This window comes from Bacteroidia bacterium, assembly GCA_020852255.1.
Classification (GTDB): Bacteria; Bacteroidota; Bacteroidia; order JADZBD01; family JADZBD01; genus JADZBD01.
In genome coordinates, this window is the sequence record JADZBD010000002.1 from 343,668 (window position 1) to 360,269 (window position 16,602).

Annotated in this window: 19 protein-coding genes; 9 read left to right on the forward strand and 10 right to left on the reverse strand. The window is 49.1% G+C overall.

Translation table 11 applies throughout. From position 1 onward, the window contains the following. Positions 1-26 precede the first annotated feature (26 nt). The 7 genes from IT233_02240 to gldA form a co-directional block, all read right to left on the reverse strand. Positions 27-1,280: an HlyC/CorC family transporter gene (locus IT233_02240; GenBank protein ID MCC7301438.1), complete on the reverse strand. Its 1,254-nt coding sequence runs from the start codon at positions 1,278-1,280 to the stop codon at positions 27-29. Beyond that, positions 1,280-1,510, reverse strand: a complete 231-nt coding sequence (locus IT233_02245) for a hypothetical protein (protein MCC7301439.1) — start codon at positions 1,508-1,510, stop codon at positions 1,280-1,282. The genes IT233_02240 and IT233_02245 overlap by 1 nt, the downstream gene beginning before the upstream one ends. Next, entirely contained in the window at positions 1,503-2,018 is a 516-nt protein-coding gene (gene lptC, locus IT233_02250) for an LPS export ABC transporter periplasmic protein LptC (GenBank protein MCC7301440.1), read from the reverse strand. The genes IT233_02245 and lptC overlap by 8 nt, the downstream gene beginning before the upstream one ends. 26 nt (positions 2,019-2,044) lie before the next feature. Beyond that, on the reverse strand, positions 2,045-3,358 hold the full coding sequence (locus IT233_02255; GenBank protein MCC7301441.1) for a hypothetical protein: 1,314 nt from the start codon (positions 3,356-3,358) through the stop codon (positions 2,045-2,047). Then, the gene (locus IT233_02260; protein ID MCC7301442.1) at positions 3,336-4,067 is read right to left on the reverse strand and encodes a type III pantothenate kinase; all 732 of its coding nucleotides are present in this window, start codon (positions 4,065-4,067) and stop codon (positions 3,336-3,338) included. The genes IT233_02255 and IT233_02260 overlap by 23 nt, the downstream gene beginning before the upstream one ends. A 35-nt stretch (positions 4,068-4,102) precedes the next feature. Next, a complete protein-coding gene (locus IT233_02265; protein MCC7301443.1) occupies positions 4,103-5,356 on the reverse strand; it encodes a methionine adenosyltransferase in 1,254 nt (417 codons plus the stop codon). A gap of 61 nt (positions 5,357-5,417) precedes the next feature. Next, positions 5,418-6,320, reverse strand: a complete 903-nt coding sequence (gldA, locus tag IT233_02270; GenBank protein ID MCC7301444.1) for a gliding motility-associated ABC transporter ATP-binding subunit GldA — start codon at positions 6,318-6,320, stop codon at positions 5,418-5,420. Between the two features lie 43 nt (positions 6,321-6,363). Between gldA and rsgA the strand changes: the two genes are divergently transcribed. Next, entirely contained in the window at positions 6,364-7,296 is a 933-nt protein-coding gene (gene rsgA, locus IT233_02275) for a ribosome small subunit-dependent GTPase A (GenBank protein MCC7301445.1), read from the forward strand. Here the strand turns inward: rsgA and IT233_02280 are convergent, their stop codons facing one another. The 3 genes from IT233_02280 to mnmH all read right to left on the reverse strand — a co-directional run bounded on the left by IT233_02280 (position 7,297) and on the right by mnmH (position 10,180). Next, the gene (locus tag IT233_02280) at positions 7,297-8,025 is read right to left on the reverse strand and encodes a dienelactone hydrolase family protein (GenBank protein ID MCC7301446.1); all 729 of its coding nucleotides are present in this window, start codon (positions 8,023-8,025) and stop codon (positions 7,297-7,299) included. Positions 8,026-8,118: 93 nt separating this feature from the next. After that, positions 8,119-9,153, reverse strand: a complete 1,035-nt coding sequence (gene selD / locus IT233_02285; GenBank protein MCC7301447.1) for a selenide, water dikinase SelD — start codon at positions 9,151-9,153, stop codon at positions 8,119-8,121. Position 9,154: 1 nt separating this feature from the next. Next, entirely contained in the window at positions 9,155-10,180 is a 1,026-nt protein-coding gene (mnmH, locus tag IT233_02290; GenBank protein MCC7301448.1) for a tRNA 2-selenouridine(34) synthase MnmH, read from the reverse strand. A gap of 100 nt (positions 10,181-10,280) precedes the next feature. Here mnmH and IT233_02295 point away from each other — a divergent pair, with 100 nt between their 5' ends. The 8 genes from IT233_02295 to IT233_02330 all read left to right on the forward strand — a co-directional run bounded on the left by IT233_02295 (position 10,281) and on the right by IT233_02330 (position 16,514). Continuing rightward, a complete protein-coding gene (locus IT233_02295) occupies positions 10,281-10,535 on the forward strand; it encodes a 30S ribosomal protein S20 (GenBank protein ID MCC7301449.1) in 255 nt (84 codons plus the stop codon). Between the two features lie 65 nt (positions 10,536-10,600). Then, positions 10,601-11,299 (forward strand): DNA repair protein RadC, encoded by a 699-nt coding sequence (gene radC, locus IT233_02300; protein ID MCC7301450.1) that lies wholly within the window; start codon positions 10,601-10,603, stop codon positions 11,297-11,299. 17 nt (positions 11,300-11,316) lie between these two features. Further along, positions 11,317-12,465, forward strand: a complete 1,149-nt coding sequence (wecB, locus tag IT233_02305; GenBank protein MCC7301451.1) for a UDP-N-acetylglucosamine 2-epimerase (non-hydrolyzing) — start codon at positions 11,317-11,319, stop codon at positions 12,463-12,465. A 1-nt stretch (position 12,466) separates the two neighbouring features. Then, positions 12,467-13,783: a polysaccharide deacetylase family protein gene (locus tag IT233_02310; protein MCC7301452.1), complete on the forward strand. Its 1,317-nt coding sequence runs from the start codon at positions 12,467-12,469 to the stop codon at positions 13,781-13,783. Continuing rightward, positions 13,780-14,655, forward strand: coding sequence for a hypothetical protein (locus tag IT233_02315; protein ID MCC7301453.1), 876 nt, complete (start codon positions 13,780-13,782; stop codon positions 14,653-14,655). The genes IT233_02310 and IT233_02315 overlap by 4 nt, the downstream gene beginning before the upstream one ends. 1 nt (position 14,656) lies before the next feature. Then, positions 14,657-15,304 (forward strand): uracil phosphoribosyltransferase, encoded by a 648-nt coding sequence (gene upp / locus IT233_02320; protein MCC7301454.1) that lies wholly within the window; start codon positions 14,657-14,659, stop codon positions 15,302-15,304. 2 nt (positions 15,305-15,306) lie between these two features. Beyond that, positions 15,307-15,825 (forward strand): hypothetical protein, encoded by a 519-nt coding sequence (locus tag IT233_02325; GenBank protein ID MCC7301455.1) that lies wholly within the window; start codon positions 15,307-15,309, stop codon positions 15,823-15,825. Next, positions 15,822-16,514, forward strand: coding sequence for a YjjG family noncanonical pyrimidine nucleotidase (locus tag IT233_02330; protein MCC7301456.1), 693 nt, complete (start codon positions 15,822-15,824; stop codon positions 16,512-16,514). The genes IT233_02325 and IT233_02330 overlap by 4 nt, the downstream gene beginning before the upstream one ends. The last annotated feature ends 88 nt before the right edge of the window (positions 16,515-16,602 follow it).

Here is a 16,602-nt window from a genome sequence, read left to right on the forward strand (position 1 = left end):
ATAATCTACTGAATACCAGTACCATATCACTCGTCCCGCTTCACATTAACGAGTTCAATGCGTCCACGGGTAACGTTGGTAATGGTAAAGGTATATGTTCCGATCCGGATGACTTCACCTTGCCGGGGTACGCTCTGGTGGTGATGCAGGATAAATCCTGAAAGGGTTTCGTACTCCTCTTCCTTCTCGAGGTCAAAACTATATTTTTGATTCAGGTGATCTACTTCAATTCGGCCACTGAAGAGAAACTCGCGCTCTGATATCTTCCGGTCTGTAAGTTCCTCCTTATCATGTTCGTCCTCGATCTCGCCGAAAATCTCTTCCATCACGTCTTCCATAGTAAGAATTCCGGCGGTTACGCCGAACTCATCCACCACCACCGCCATGCTTTTTCTCTGTTGGATAAATAAAGTGAGTGCATCCCGTGCGGGCATAGATTCGGGCACTATAATAAGGGGAAGCAGTACACTGCGAAGCGTTTCGGGATGGCGAAAGAGCTCATGGGAATGAATATATCCAACGAGCTGATCCACGGTTCCGTCAAACACCAGTATTTTTGAGAGCCGGGTATCAATAAATTTTTGCCTGAGTTTGCTGACCGGACTGTTTGCCTCCACTGCAACAATCTCCGTCCGAGGAACCATACATTCCCTAACTTTTACTTCCGAAAAATCCAATGCATTCCTGAAAATGGTTACTTCATGATCCATTCCGCTCAGATCCTTTTGCCCCACGGTTTCTCTTACCAGGTTGTCCAGGTCTACCCGTCCAAAGCTGGTTTCAGTTTCCGTAACTTCCACACCGGCCATTCGCTTGAGTAGCTGGTTAGATATAAAAAGAGAAATGAATACAATCGGTGAAAGTATCCAATAGATAATCATCAGCGGCACGGCGAAAACGCTCAGTAGTCCGTTGGGGTTAATCCGGAACAGGCTTTTCGGAATATACTCCGCCGCCACCAGAATAATCAACGTAGAGATCAATGTGGTTAGAACCAGATTCAGCAGGTCGTGACTGATCCACCGTCCAAAATATCCGAAGAGAACTGTTTCCATAAAAATGGAAAAGATCACCAGTGCAATACTATTGCCAACAAGCATGGTGGCGATGAAATGGGCGGGTTTGCGGACAAAATAGGAGATAATTCCCGCGTTCAGTCCTCCCTGTTTGGTGCTCAGCTCGATTTTCAGCTTATTGGCAGTCAGAAACGCAATCTCCATCCCGGAAAAAAAAGCAGAAGCAGCAACAGCGGAACAAATATAGATCCAGGTAGCGCTCATTACTTTCTGTTCTGTTTCTCCTTTGCCATTTTTTCCATATACATTTTTGATCTCCGGCTGTTGAGGGCGATCATGAGCACAGCAACAAAAAGAAACGCCAGAAACAGGTAGGCATCCTTATTCTGACCCTTGATCAAAGAAACTACGGCGGAGTACAGTGAAACCAATCCCAGCGCCAGCCAGAGAAACATCAGGATTCGAACCCTGATCCGGAACATCTTTTCATTCATCCTGTTCGTCTTCTATATATTTGGTACCTGTTGGTTCCAGTATATCATAATCCGAAAAATCCTGACTGGCTACGAGTCCTTTCCCTTCCATAATTTCATCCTTTCTTCGGATGCGCACCGGCTCATTGGTAAACACCTTTGCCTCCTTTCTCGACCAGATGAGCTGTTCTGTCTCGAGGCGTTCTCCCCTTTCATTCAGTACCACCACATTTCTTCTCACCTCCATCTTCTCCTCGCCTTCGTAATTGATCGCATAATCCGCTTTTAACCACGATTTCACTTTCCCGGAATCGTCGAAAAACTCCACAAATACTCCCTCCGGCAAAATGATCCGGTGCGAGGGCTGCTCGTAGCGTTCCATCCGCGGAGCAGTTACCCGGACCTTCACATTGGCCGAATCGCTATAGATAAGTTCAACACCAAGGGCCGTTTCGGCCGGCAGGCTATCAGGCCGGATCAACTTTACCGTTGAGATATCATTCTCACAGGAAAAAAACAGGAGCAGCAAAGCCGGAAGGAACAAAAGCGGCTCCCTCAATCGTATTTTCGGCGTATGAACCATTTTTCGTTAAGTGAGAATCCGATGCCCAGTTTCACAAATTGCTCTTGCACTAGGCCATTGTCAGTGGTTCCTCTCTGACCGACTTCTACCGACAGATTCAGGATATTCTGTACATACATATCCACTGCCCGCATCTTTCTCATGGGGAGTCCTACTCCGAAAGTGAGGCTCATTTCCGTGAGTTGAACATCATTGCCAAGCACGAGGTAATGTGTGGCGTACTTAAATCCCCCACGGTACTGTATCCTTCTTCTGAAATTGCTGCGCCCGTCGGCATACTTATCAGGAATGATCTGAAAACCGACAGAGAGGCGATTTCCCGTTGTAAATTTTCCCTGCTGACCATTTATCACCGACTGACTCCAATCCTGCATAAAATAATCCACCCCCAGGAGAAAGCGTTCTCCTTTGCGCAGGATAATTCCGCCGCCGATGGCCAGGGGAAACTGAATTGTATCCTTCACATCCTCTTCGAAAAGAGCCGTATCGCGTGCTATTTCAATCAGTGAATTGAACTTGAGCAATTCCGCGAGTGTGGTAGTACGTGCGATAAATGTGGTGGGCAGTGAGGCGGCAGCACCAAGTACGGCCGACCATTTTCCTCCCAGCTTCAACTGATACTGAAGTCCGGCTTTAAAATAAACATCATTGAACTGAACAGACCGGATCATCCGGGTATTGAAATACATTCCGGTAGACGGAAACGAATCGCGGTAGGTGGAACGCACAGCTCCGAACAGCCATCCTGCGGTTATTCCTGCCGAGAGATTCTTTATCCGGAATCCATTGGAGAGGAACAATTCATTGATTCCTCCGGAGCCCTGGTAATTGTACCTGACTGTACCCACACTGTCTACCTCCTCCGAGGAACCCACATTATATCCGGACGTAGAAAAGGGCTGCAGTCCGAATGCCATGCCCCAGTTATTTCTCCTGCTCATCGGCACTCCGAAAACCATTTGTCCCAGCGACAGCCGGTTGGTAAAAAGTTGCTCCGAGGAGGTCTGAATGGAAGAAGCGGTGTTAGAAAGGGAAATATCAAAAACCGTCAAACGCAGGGAACTCAGCGAAGCGGGATTAGAAAGGTTGACATGAAAAGGCGCTGTTGTATCATTCCGCAATGCAAAACCCAGTCCGCTCATTCCAACGCTGTTTCCGGAATTGGCATAGTTCAACTCTCCCAGTCCGAAGCGGGAGTATGGGGACGAGGTGGATGTTTGAGCTGAAAAAGAAAGTGGTAACAGCAGGGAAATGAATACCAGCTTACCCGGAAATTTTCTGCACATTGAATTCAAATATCTCATGTAAACCGTCCAGGATCAGATGGGGAACTGCAAAGATGCGCATTTTCAGGCTCTTAACAAAACAGGAGGCATCACCGCCTGTAAGAACGACCACCAGTCCCGGATATTTCACTTTATACGCATTAATCATTCCTTTAACTTCCTCAACGGCCCCATTGATAACACCCGACCGGACAGATGCCCCGGTAGTACTACCTGTCAGAGGGTGCTGCGATCTGGTAGTTACTAACGGCAGTCGTTCTGTAAAATTGTGCAGGGCTTTGAATCGCATTCCGATTCCCGGAGAGATGGAGCCTCCCAGGTATTCTCCCTTTTTATTTACAAAGTTGAATTTGATACAGGTTCCCGCATCCACAACCAGTACATTTTTATGTGGGAACAGTACCGCCGCACCCACCGCACTCGCAAGGCGGTCGCTTCCCAGCGTGAATTTCGTCCGGTACTTATTTTTCAGGGGCACCGGCGTTGAGGAGGTGAAGGCTGCCACGGTTACCCTTCCGCCGGGTTTGGGTACCTTACGATGAACCGAAGAAATGAAAACCAGGTCCGGCCGTGTTGTACTGATCATCTTTCTTAAACTCTTCCGGTCGGAAGGCGGTGAAGTCCGGACAGTGCCACGCTTTTTACCATTCGAATACAACAGCATTTTCTGCCTAGTATTTCCGATATCAACCACCAGTACCTTGGCCATAGAATGAAAGAGCCTCCGGACGGAGGCTCTTCGTTTTAAATTGAGAATGCTTTTTTGATCTTATTCACGTAATCCAGCTTCTCCCAGGGAAAAAGTTCAACTTTCACTTTTTTCTCATTCGCTTTACCCTTGTTGAATACTTTCACCACGGTATGCGGTTTGCGGCCCATGTGTCCGTAGGAAGCCGTTTCAGAATAAATAGGAGAACGCAGGTTGAATCGTTTTTCTATGGAGTACGGACGCATATCGAACACTGATTCCAGTTTGCGGGCGATCTGTCCGTCGGTAAGACCCACTTTGGCCGTTCCGCAGGTATCCACAAATAATCCCACCGGCTTAGCTACTCCGATCGCATAAGCTACCTGCACAAGCACTTCGTCGCATAATCCGGCGGCCACCATATTTTTAGCAATATGCCGCGTGGCATAAGCACCAGAACGATCTACTTTGGAAGGATCCTTTCCGGAAAAAGCGCCGCCGCCATGCGCGCCCTTGCCTCCGTAAGTATCCACAATAATTTTTCGTCCGGTGAGGCCGGTATCCCCATGTGGTCCGCCGATTACAAATTTACCGGTAGGATTCACATGGTAGGTAATCTTGCTGTTGAAGAGCGACTGTATGCGGCGGGGCAGTTTGGCAGCAACCCGCGGCACCAGAATATTGATTACATCGTCTTTGATCTTTGCAAGCATCACGTTATCCGTACCAAAATCGTCGTGCTGTGTGGAGATCACAATCGTATCAATGCGAACAGGTTTATTATTGTCGCTGTATTCGATGGTAACCTGTGATTTTGCATCCGGGCGAAGGTACTTCATTACCTTTCCCTCTCTGCGAATATCGGCCAGCTCCTTCAGGAGAAGATGAGCCAGTTCCAGCGGGAGCGGCATATAATTATCCGTTTCGCGGCAGGCGTATCCAAACATCATTCCCTGATCGCCGGCACCCTGATCTTCCTTCTTTCTTCTTTCCACCCCGCGATTGATATCCGCGCTCTGTTCATGAATGGCAGAAAATATACCACAGGAATTCGCTTCAAACATATATTCGCTCCGGGTATAGCCGATCTTCCTGATCACTTCCCGGGCAATTTCCTGAACATCGAGATAGGCATTGGATTTCACTTCGCCCGCCAACACCACCTGTCCAGTGGTCACCAGTGTTTCACAGGCCACTTTTGACTGAGGGTCGAAAGCAAGAAAGTGATCAATTAGGGCATCGGATATCTGATCGGCCACTTTATCCGGGTGACCTTCGGATACTGATTCAGAGGTAAAAAGGTATGGCATAGTTCCTTGGTTAATAGGTTGGCAAAGGTAATAATTAGTTCTGAGTGGGAAGCAAGAGGTATTACCGGGTGAGGTCTTTGAAAACATCCTCCAGTTTCTTCTCCTCCCTGCGTACGGTTAGAACGGCCAGTCCGTGCTGTACTGCAAAGCGGAAAACATCCGGACGGATATCTTCACCTGAGCGGGAGGTCAGCTGCCAGGTATTCCCTTCTATATGATTCACTTCCTCCACTCCATTGATCCCTTTTATGGCACCCTTATTTATTTCCTTATCGAATTCAACGGTGATCACCTGATGTACTCCTCCTGACTTAATTGACCCGGTGGCCTGATCGGCCACGATCTCCCCTTTGCGGATGATAATAACACGGGAGCACATGGCTTCCACCTCCTGCATCACATGTGTGCTCAGCATAACGGTTTTTTCCTTTCCCAGTCCTTTGATCAGGTTACGGATCTCGGACAATTGATTAGGATCGAGTCCGGATGTAGGTTCATCAAGGATGAGCACTTTGGGATCATGAATCAATGCCTGTGCCAGTCCGACCCGCTGTTTGTATCCTTTCGAAAGTGCGCCGATCATTTTTCTTTTTTCCGGTTCAAGTCCGGTGAGGGCAATCATTTCGTTCACCCGGGATTTCATCTTCGGAACCTTATAAATGCCGGCTACGAATTCAAGGTATTCCCGCACATACATATCATAGTAAAGGGGATTGCTTTCGGGAAGGTAGCCTACCATCCGTCGCACTTCCAATGAATGTTCATTTACATCGAATCCGCAAACCGAGGCGGCACCTTCCGTTTGCGGGATAAAACCGGTGAGGATCTTCATCATGGTAGATTTTCCGGCCCCGTTGGGGCCCAGAAATCCAACCACTTCACCCGCAGGAACTTCAAAAGTGACCGCATTGAGCGCCTTTTGCGTTCCGTAAAGTTTGGTGATCTTTTCCGCTTTAATGGACATACTTCAAATGTAGTCTTTTTTCAAATCACCTATCTTTATCTGCATGAAAGGAACGGTGATCCGGTCTACAGGGAGCTGGTACTATGTTAAAACCGAAAGCGGTTCTGTCCGGGAATGCCGCATGAAGGGAGCGATACGACTGGAAGGAAGCCGCGCAACCAATCCTGTAGCAGTTGGAGATTATGTAGAGTTGGAGGAAGCTGACGAAGAGGGAAAGTCCGTGATAAAAACCATTCTGGAGAGGAAGAATCATATGATCCGCCGATCGGTAAACCTTTCACGGCAGACACATGTCATTGCTGCAAACATGGACCGGATCTACGTTATCAATACCATTGTGTCACCCCGTACAGCACCCGGATTCATTGACAGGATACTAATAAGCGCCGAGACTTTTGGCATTCCGGCAACGATCCTGATCAACAAAAAAGATCTTTACACGCCGCAGGAAATACAAGCTGCGGAGGAAAGGGCAGGTCTTTACCATGCAATAGGATATGATGTAAAGCTGATCTCGGCCTTTGATGCTTCAGACATTCTCCTGCTTCGGAAGGAACTGTATAATAACATATCGCTTTTCACCGGACACAGCGGATCCGGGAAATCAACACTGATCAATGCGATACAGCCCGGACTCCGAATTAAGACCGGAGTATTATCCGACACCCATGACAAGGGCATGCACACCACGACCTTTGCGGAAATGCATTTTCTTGAAAAAGGGGGCGCGATCATTGACACACCCGGGATAAAGGAATTCGGAATTACCGGTGTTGAGAAAAACGAATTATCGCATTTCTTTCCGGAGATCTTCCGCGCATCTTCCGCTTGCCGGTTCAACGGATGCATGCATATGCAGGAGCCCGGCTGCGCGGTAAGGGCGGAAGTAGAAAAAGGTGAGATCGGAGAGAGCAGGTATATGACCTATCTCAACATCCTCGAGGGGGATGAACTGGTCAGAAAATTCAAAGACTGATCAGCCTCTATCCAGGAACATCATCAGGGATATCCAGTAATCGTAATAGTTGGGATTGGATTTCCACAGAGCACTGGATCCGTGCTTTCCTCCCGAACCGGGTGCAAATACAATTTTATCGCCGGTCATCACATCCTTCATCAGGTCTTCGCAAGCTGGTTTTTCCTCCGCACTACAGCCCACATACACCGGCTTATCCAGTTTTTTAATCGCATCCTTTAATTTCAGTTTCTTTCCAAAATATTCGCCCGGGCTGTAAGCTACCACGCGTTCAACGCCGGGGTTTCCGATGGCCACCTTCAGGCAAAGGGAGGCGCTGTAGCTGGATCCGAGAATCACCACCGGCTCATTAACTTTGGTATAGAGATAATCAATGGCCGCTATAATATCCTGCTCTGCGTCCAGGTATTCTGTATCCTTCCCTTTTTTCTGTGCATCAAGTGCCGTTTGGTTAACAACCCCATTTACTTCCTTTCCGGAACGAAGATCTACGGCCAGGCAATTATACCCGAGTTTATGAAAACGCTTGATGACATCTTTATATTCCCCGCGGCTGTAGCCTGCCTGATGGAAAAGAATGATCCACGGAAGCGTATCGCTGACCTCGTACCAGTCCGCAGTGATGGTTACTCCGTCTTTAGCATTGAAAGTAACAGTCGTCTGGCTCTTTGCTGTTTGGATCAAACATGGGCAGATAAAGAGCAAAAGGAGGGGCAGCAGTTTTTTCATGGGATAAAATATAGTGGATAAAGATAGACCATTTCGGCATGAAATACAAAGACCTTGCCAATGGCAGAAGATGCTCATTTTAAAGGAGAAAGCTTAGATAACAATGATGATTTTCTCCTCCTGCGCAATGAGTTCACCAACGGGCTGATCCGGGAGCCCGCGGCCTCTGAGAAAAGCTTCCGTTTCGTTCCTCTTCGCAGGATCCACTGCAAGAAGCAGTCCACCGCTTGTTTGCGGATCCGCAAACAGGATCAGCAAAGCAGGATCCATTCCCGTGATCTTTGATTCATAGGATTTCCAGTTCCGGAAGGTAGCATCCGGGTAGATCATTTTAGCGGCCAGGCTTCTGGCTTCGGGTATAACCACAACCTTGTCCTTATACAATTTTGCAGACACGCCGGAGGCTTCGCACATTTCTCCAAGATGGCCCAGTATTCCGAAACCGGTGATATCCGTAAGAGCGTGAACAAAAGACATTTTCCCAAATTCCTCACCTTCCCGGTTGAGCGTCTGCATCTGCACAATTGCCCGTTGCGTTTCCTCTGTTCCTGCCAGTCCGCGTTTAGCAGCGGTAGTGATTATTCCTACGCCCAGCGGTTTGGTCATATAAAGCAGATCGCCGGGTTTTCCTCCCGCATTGGTTTTCAAATGTTCCTTTCTCACCAGTCCGTTCACCGAGAGGCCGAAAAATGGTTCCGGAGAGTCAATCGTATGTCCGCCTGCAATCGGTATTCCCGCCTCTGCGGCCAATTCCTTGGCCCCTCTCATCACTTCCTGCGCCATTTCCACCGGTAATTTCTCAACCGGCCATCCGAGCACAGCAATAGCCATCACCGGTTTCCCGCCCATGGCATACACATCGCTCACAGAATTAGCGGCCGCAATTTTTCCGAAGTCCGCTGCATTGTCTACAACAGGCATAAAAAAATCAACCGTCGAGATAAGCAACTGATCTCCTCCGATATCCATCACCGCCGCATCATCTGCCTTCTCGTTTCCCACCAGCAAATGCGGAAAATCTGCATGGCCAGCCGTACTTCCGATCACTTTTTTCAGAACTCCCGGTGCGATCTTGCATCCGCATCCGCCGCCGTGACTGTATTTTGTTAACCGGATCTCCTCTTTCATATTACCATTTTTTTTCGTTTATATACTGAAGTACGCGAAGCGCATTGGATTTTGCATCCGCTCCCGAACACTTGACAAAATGAACATCTTTATACGCCCGTTTCTGATGGTTGAAATCATAGGCCTTATCGTAATAGGTGAGTGCGATCCTGGCTACTTCTGCGGCGTTTCCTGCCTCCACCTGTTCCAGCGCCTGCTTCGCGTGCTGGGGTCCGAGTCTCCGGGTGATCCTCCGGATGGCAGCGGCTATTTCCTCCTTTGGAAAGTTACCATAATCCAGCAGCAAGCGCTGCACACGATCTTCCCTTGGTACCGTAACACGGATTATAGGAGCCGCTTTCATTCTTTCCCAAACTGCTCCTGGAAGGCACACCTTGCCGATGGTATGTGATTCATCTTCCAGCCAGAAACGCCGGTTGTGATCGAGTGCTGACCATTGGATCTGAAGGTTATTTTCGAACTGTTCCGAAGTAGGTTGCGGTAATTCTCCGAGCGCTCCGAAACTCGATCCCTTGTGATGCGCCAGCGTTTCCAGGTCGATCACTTGTTCTCCGGCTTCTTTCAGGTACTTCAGTATCTCCGTCTTTCCGCTACCCGTTTCCCCTCCCAGTACCAGAAGCGGCGGCGCCGCTGAAAAAGTACTGCGCACGTATTGGCGATAAGCCTTATACCCTCTCTTCAAGGTATACGCTTCTACTCCCTGTTTCCGGAGATACGCCGCAACATTCCCACTTCGCATTCCGCCTCTCCAACAATGTAAAAGAACATTATTGTCACGGAAATGCCCCGATGCAAAGGTCATGAGTTCCGGAATTTTTGGCTCTACGAGCCTTTTGCCAAGATGTATTGCCTTTGCCGGTCCCTCCTTTTTATATACCGTTCCCACCATGGCTCTTTCCCTGTCATCCAGCAGTGGCAAGTTTACCGCTCCCGGAATATGACCGCGGCTGAACTCTCCCGGGGAGCGCACATCGAGTATGCACCACGAACCGGCCGACCTTAAAAAGTCATTGACTTCAAGCTCCATTCAAGCCTAAAATTACGAAAATCAGGGAGTTAGGATAGGTTTGAATTTGCAGGATTCCTAAATAATACTATCTTTGCAGTCCTTTTTAAAAAACATAGAAATGGCGAATCACAAATCCTCAATTAAGAGAACCCGTTCCAACGATGCAAAACGAGTACGTAACCGTTACCAGGCCAAGACAGCGCGAACAGCAATTAAGAGCATTCGTTCTGCGAAAACAAAGGCTGAAGCCGGCAAAGATCTGAGCAAGGTGGTAAGCATGCTGGACAAGCTGGCAAAGAAAAATGTGATCCACAGAAATAAGGCAGCCAATCTGAAATCAAGCCTGACACGTCACGTAAGTAAACTGAAATAACTTTTCCGGTTTTATTTTAAAACCAAAGGGGCCTTTTCGGGCCCTTTTTTTATTTTCTTGCGAGTATGTTTACGACTGAAGAAAAGCTCACCATTAAATGCTGGGCTGAGGACGACCGTCCGCGTGAAAAAATGATGAACCTCGGCAAACATGCCCTTACCGACGCTGAACTTCTGGCGCTGTTGCTGGGAAGCGGCTCGAAGGAGGAGAGTGCGGTGGATCTGGCGAGAAGAATACTGGCCGCCTGCGGAAACAATCTGCACCAGCTTGCCCGCTACGGGCTCCCGGAACTTACCCGGTTTAAGGGGATTGGCGAAGCCAAAGGAATTGTGATACTGGCGGCAATGGAACTGGGCCGGAGAAAAGATCAGTCGCCGGAGATCAAGAAAGAAAAGATTTCCTGCAGCAGGGATCTCTTTGAGCACATACGTTCCCGTATGTCTGATCTTCCCCATGAAGAATTCCGCGTTATCTATCTGAACCGTGGCAACCTTATTGTAAAAGAGGACCTGATCAGCAAGGGGGGGATTTCCGGGACGGTGGTAGATGCCCGGCTGGTATTTCGCTCCGCGCTGGATTGCCTGGCTTCCTCCATTGTTCTCTGCCATAACCACCCTTCCGGCAACCTGAGACCCAGCGATGCGGACCTCACGCTCACCAAAAAGCTGAAGGAAGCCGGCAAGATGCTGGAAGTGCAGGTACTCGATCACCTCATATTGGCTGGAAACAGCTATTTTAGCTTTGCGGATGAAGGATTGCTATAGCCTTCGTTCCGAAGTGTATGCTCACCATTCTTACCGTTATCGGTGCCAGGCCGCAGATTATTAAGGCTGCTGCGTTAAGCCGTGCCATCCGTGGAAAATTTTCCGGAAAAATCCGGGAGATCATTGTTCACACCGGCCAGCATTACGACTCCAACATGTCGCAGGTATTTTTTGAGGAGCTCAGCATTCCGGCTCCAGACTACAACCTGAACACGGGTTCCGGTGATCATGGCGCCCAGACGGCGAAAATGATTGAAGGTATTGAAGCACTCCTCCTGAAAGAAAAACCCGGGGCCATTGTACTGTACGGAGACACGAATTCCACCCTTGCCGGTGCAGTGGCGGCATCCAAGCTGCACATCCCTGTTGTTCACATCGAAGCCGGCCTGCGTTCATTCAACAAAACCATGCCCGAAGAAGTGAACAGGATTCTGTGTGACCATGTTTCCACGCTTTTATTTTCTCCCACCAGGGCAGGATACAATAATTTGCTTCGTGAAGGGTTTAAGAAGACACACAAGGGCAAAGCCAGCGCCGACCGTCCCAACGTGTATCATTGCGGAGATGTGATGTACGATAATTCCCTTTATGCCGCCCGCATCGCGGAGCAACATTCCCCTATCCTGAAAAATCTTCATCTTGAATCGGGCAAATTCCTGTTGGGCACCATTCACCGGAATAATAACACCGACGATCCTGCAAGGCTAAACGCCATCTTTCAGGCCCTGCTCTCCCTCACCGCCCTTTCCGGACAAACCATGGTACTTCCCCTGCATCCCCGGACAGAAAAAATGATGGATATGGTAATGGATTCCGCTCTCCGGGAAAAAGTCAGAAACAGCGCCCTTCTCCGTATCCTTCCACCCGCCTCCTTCTTTGACATGGTATGTCTTGAAAAAAACTGCTCCATGGTGGTTACAGATTCCGGGGGCGTACAGAAGGAAGCCTATTTTTTCCGTAAGCCCTGCCTGATCCTGCGTTCTGAAACAGAATGGGTGGAACTAGTAAAATGCGGAGCGGCCTGTATCACAGATGCTTCAACGTCAAAAATCATCGCAGGATACAAACACTTTTCCAAAAAGCAGAAACTCCGCTTCCCACCTCTTTTTGGCAACGGAAGAGCGGCAGAATTTATTTGCCGTGAAATGATCCGACACCTGGCCTGAAATGAACCCGGATCCCATCCTGATCTACACCCCTGCGCTTACGCCCCGCCTGAAATACATTTTCCATTTCATTTTCAGGGATGTGCTCTCCATGCCTATCCGATTCACTACTGAATCACACGAGTTTGTACTATTCACCGGCCCGAAATTCTCTTACGCACCGCAACCCTTAGGCGATGAACTGTTCTTTCAAAGCAGAAATATTCTTACCGAGAACGGCATCAATGAACAGAATATTACTGTGACGGAATGGGAAGGCCTGAAGATCTTTTTCAGCACGGGCAAGGCCAGCGCACTCCCCTTTGATCCGTTTGCGGCCTCCTTTTACCTGGTGAGCCGTTACGAAGAATATCTCCCTTACCTCCGCGACCTCTATGATCGCTTTGAAACAAAAGAATCGCTGGCCTTTCAGAACGGTTTTATCCGGCAGCCGGTCGTGGACCGTTATGCCGGAAAAATACGCGATACCCTTACGGCCCGTTTTCCCACCCTCCACTTTCCCGATAGAAAATATAGCTACATCTCCACAATTGATATAGACAATGCTTTCGCCTACAAGGAAAAAGGAACCATTCGCATTCTCGGAGGATTCGCCAAAGCATTGTGGCAACTTCAATTTGGCGAGATCGGCGAACGAATCAAGGTCTTCCTCGGCATCCGGCGCGACCCGTACGACACCTACGACCTGCAACTGGAACTGCAGCGGACATTCGGAATGGAGTGCATCTATTTTTTCCTGCTGGCAGATTATGGTGTCAACGACAAAAATGTTCCGGTGCAGAGCCGGAAATTACAATCGCTGATCAAACAACTGGCCGACCATGCCCGCGTGGGTATTCATCCTTCATTTGCCGCAAGTTCCGACAAGCAGAAACTGAAAACAGAAGTGTCGAGGCTTGCGGCCATCCTGAATACCGAGGTTACGCTCAGCCGCCAGCATTTTCTGCGGCTGAACTTCCCGCAGACATACCGGAACCTGCTGGAGATGGATATCCTGGAAGATCATACGATGGGATTCGCACATGAGATCGGTTTCCGTGCGGGCACCTGCACGGCATTTAATTTTTACGACCTTGATCTGGAGATAGAAACCCGTTTAAGAATACATCCCTTCGCCGTAATGGATGCCACGCTGAAATATTACATGAAAGTTCCCCCTGAAAAAGCCATGGATCATATCCGGGAAGTAGTTCATGAGATTAAAAAAGTGAACGGAACCTTCATCAGTCTGTGGCACAACGAGAGCTTAAGCGAAAATAAGATATGGGCGGGATGGCGGCAGGTGTACGAGCAAATGGTAAAAGAAGCCAGTGTATGATCCGGCACTTGTTGCACAGCGAGATTGACAAGGTACGGTGGGACCGCTGCGTTCAGAAGAACACGGATCTTATCTATCCGCTCTCATGGTGGCTTGATATTGTTTCTCCCGGATGGGAAGCCCTCGCGGACGAAGAATACACCACGGTGATGCCGCTTACCTGGAGAAAAAAAGCTGGCTTCCGCTACCTTTGCCAGCCACCCTTCACGCAACAACTGGGCATATTCGGGCCTGCACCCGAAGAAACTTTCCTGAATGCCATCCCGAAAGAGTTCCGGCTGACGGAGATCAACCTGAACGAGAAAAACACCGGAGCCGGTGAACGCTCCGTGAACCTTCTGCTGGATCTATCCCGTACATACACCGAATTGTTTTCCTCCTATTCGGAAAACACCCGGCGTAATATTAAAAAAACGAGGGAAGGGTTATATGTTTTTTCCGACCAGGTAACACCGGAGGAACTGCTCGCTTTGTACCGCCGCAACCAGGGTGCCCGGCACGTTCAGCTAAAGGCGGGCCAGGCCGGATTGCTGAACGAGCTGATACGCATCACGCGAATCAAAAACTGCGGGCGCACTGTGGGACTGCGAAACCCGGAGGGCCGTCTGCTTACGGCCGCATTTTTTGTATGGACGGAATCGCGTGTCATTTTTCTTTTTTCTGCCACCGACCTGACCGAAAAATTGCGCTGGCTCTCACTACTCATAGATCTGTGTATCGAATACGATGCCGGCAAGCCGCGCGTACTTGATTTTGAAGGAAGCAACCATGCAGATCTGGCACGGTTTTACAAGGGTTTCGGGGCTAAAGAAGTCGTATATTTACGCCTCCGAAAAAACAGACTTCCTTTCTGGATCAAATGGATGAAATAACATGTTACACGACCTGAGCAAGAGCAATACCATTCTGAATCATTTCATCGCTGAACTAAGGGATGTAAACATTCAGAAGGATAGTATGCGTTTCCGGCGCAACCTGGAACGTATAGGGGAAGTAGCGGCCCTGGAACTCAGCCGCACGCTTCAGTATCAGCCCGCCGAAGTAGAGACACCACTCGGTGTAGCGAACACCTCTCTTTTGCGGGAGCAGCCGGTACTGGCTACGATTCTGAGGGCAGGATTACCGATGCATGCCGGGCTGCAGAATTTCTTTGACCGTGCACAGAACGCGTTTATTTCAGCCTTTCGGAAACATCACAAGGACGGTAGTTTTGACGTGCAGGTAGAGTACCTCGCCTGTCCGCCCCTTGCAGGAAAAACATTAATTCTTTCAGATCCCATGCTGGCCACCGGATCTTCACTGGTACTCACCTACAAAGCCTTGCAGAAAAGAGGGCAGCCGGCACAGATTCACGTTGTATGCGCCATTGCCAGCCTGGAGGGAGTGGATCATGTACGCAAACATCTTCCCGAGGGCACACATATCTGGTGCGGAGCCATTGACGACGAGCTTACAGCGCAGGCCTACATCGTACCCGGTCTCGGGGATGCAGGAGATCTTGCCTTCGGCGAAAAAGTGTAAATATGGGTACCGCAGACTGGCAATACCTTGCGGAGTTGCTCTCCGTGTTTCTAACCGCCGCCACAAAGTTTCTTTTTGCGCCTCTTGCAGGATATTACCTGGGAATGAGCCTTAAGACCACGCTGGTGGTGACCACGCTGGGCGGTTTGACCGGAATTTTTCTTTCCTCTGTGCTGGGAGCGATGATTCGCAAATACTGGCGCTCCTTTTTCTGTCTCTTTCTGGCGCCGTTCAGTAAACAATCATACCGCGAGCTGGTGAACACACCGCCCCGGCGATTTTCCCGGATGAACCGTCTCATTGCCCATGTTCGCCGGAAATTCGGCCTGGCCGGGCTGGCTTTTATCACACCTCTTCTTATTTCCATTCCTGCCGGAATGATCATTGCCATGAACATATACAGTAGAAAAGGCAGGGTAATTGCCGCGATGATTATTTCACTTCTGTTCTGGTCGCTGACACTGAATTTTGCCACACCGGCGCTGATGAAGTACCTGGCAGAAAACTCCACGGGTTTTTGAAAAAATACTCGCATATTTTTTTTGACTTTGACCGGACGATCTGGGATTACGAGACCAATGCAGACGAGGCGATCCGGGAACTGGCCGTGCATTATTCACTGGCGGCGCGGGGCATTGAAAACACGAATTTGTTTATTACGGAGTACAACAAGATCAATGATGATCTCTGGGAGCGTTACGGAAAGAACGAGGTAACAAAGGAGGAGTTGCGTTCCCAGCGATTCCACCTGGCATTTCTGAAATTCGGCTTAAAAGATTTTGAGATGGCGCAGCAGATCAGTGCCGACTTCACAGTTTTAGCTTGCCAGAAGCCGCATTTAGTGCCCGGGGCGAAGGAATTGCTGGATTATCTGAAGGGCCGGTATCCGATACACCTGATCACAAACGGATTTGAGGAAACACAAAAAATGAAGATCAAACATGCACGGGTGGGACACTATTTCGACAGCATGATCACATCCGAACGCGCGCAAGCGAAAAAGCCCGCGAAGGAGATCTTTGAATTCGCTCTGCGCGAAACAGGAGCAGATCCGGCAAATTCCATCATGATCGGCGACCATTACGAATTAGACGCCCTGGCGGCGATGAAAGTGGGGATGGATGGGGTGTGGTTTACGAATAGTGAAATAAAGGAGTCGGAAGCCACGTACACCGTTCAAAAGCTGGTGGAGTTAAAGGGGATGTTTTAAAGGTACTAGTACGGATTACGGATCTATACGGATGTACGGATTACGGATCAGTACGGATGTACGGATTACGGATCGGTACGGATTACGG

Excerpts from the sequence above, each read along its gene's own strand:
- IT233_02280 (MCC7301446.1), bottom strand. The coding sequence starts at position 8,025 with ATGAAAAAACTGCTGCCCCTCCTTTTGCTCTTTATCTGCCCATGTTTG.
- IT233_02240 (MCC7301438.1), bottom strand. The coding sequence starts at position 1,280 with ATGAGCGCTACCTGGATCTATATTTGTTCCGCTGTTGCTGCTTCTGCT.
- gldA (MCC7301444.1), bottom strand. The coding sequence starts at position 6,320 with ATGTCCATTAAAGCGGAAAAGATCACCAAACTTTACGGAACGCAAAAG.
- IT233_02255 (MCC7301441.1), bottom strand. The coding sequence starts at position 3,358 with ATGTGCAGAAAATTTCCGGGTAAGCTGGTATTCATTTCCCTGCTGTTA.
- radC (MCC7301450.1), top strand. The coding sequence starts at position 10,601 with ATGTTTACGACTGAAGAAAAGCTCACCATTAAATGCTGGGCTGAGGAC.
- wecB (MCC7301451.1), top strand. The coding sequence starts at position 11,317 with ATGCTCACCATTCTTACCGTTATCGGTGCCAGGCCGCAGATTATTAAG.
- IT233_02245 (MCC7301439.1), bottom strand. The coding sequence starts at position 1,510 with ATGAATGAAAAGATGTTCCGGATCAGGGTTCGAATCCTGATGTTTCTC.
- selD (MCC7301447.1), bottom strand. The coding sequence starts at position 9,153 with ATGAAAGAGGAGATCCGGTTAACAAAATACAGTCACGGCGGCGGATGC.
- IT233_02310 (MCC7301452.1), top strand. The coding sequence starts at position 12,467 with ATGAACCCGGATCCCATCCTGATCTACACCCCTGCGCTTACGCCCCGC.
- IT233_02325 (MCC7301455.1), top strand. The coding sequence starts at position 15,307 with ATGGGTACCGCAGACTGGCAATACCTTGCGGAGTTGCTCTCCGTGTTT.
- rsgA (MCC7301445.1), top strand. The coding sequence starts at position 6,364 with ATGAAAGGAACGGTGATCCGGTCTACAGGGAGCTGGTACTATGTTAAA.
- IT233_02295 (MCC7301449.1), top strand. The coding sequence starts at position 10,281 with ATGGCGAATCACAAATCCTCAATTAAGAGAACCCGTTCCAACGATGCA.
- mnmH (MCC7301448.1), bottom strand. The coding sequence starts at position 10,180 with ATGGAGCTTGAAGTCAATGACTTTTTAAGGTCGGCCGGTTCGTGGTGC.
- IT233_02265 (MCC7301443.1), bottom strand. The coding sequence starts at position 5,356 with ATGCCATACCTTTTTACCTCTGAATCAGTATCCGAAGGTCACCCGGAT.
- IT233_02260 (MCC7301442.1), bottom strand. The coding sequence starts at position 4,067 with ATGGCCAAGGTACTGGTGGTTGATATCGGAAATACTAGGCAGAAAATG.
- upp (MCC7301454.1), top strand. The coding sequence starts at position 14,657 with ATGTTACACGACCTGAGCAAGAGCAATACCATTCTGAATCATTTCATC.
- IT233_02315 (MCC7301453.1), top strand. The coding sequence starts at position 13,780 with ATGATCCGGCACTTGTTGCACAGCGAGATTGACAAGGTACGGTGGGAC.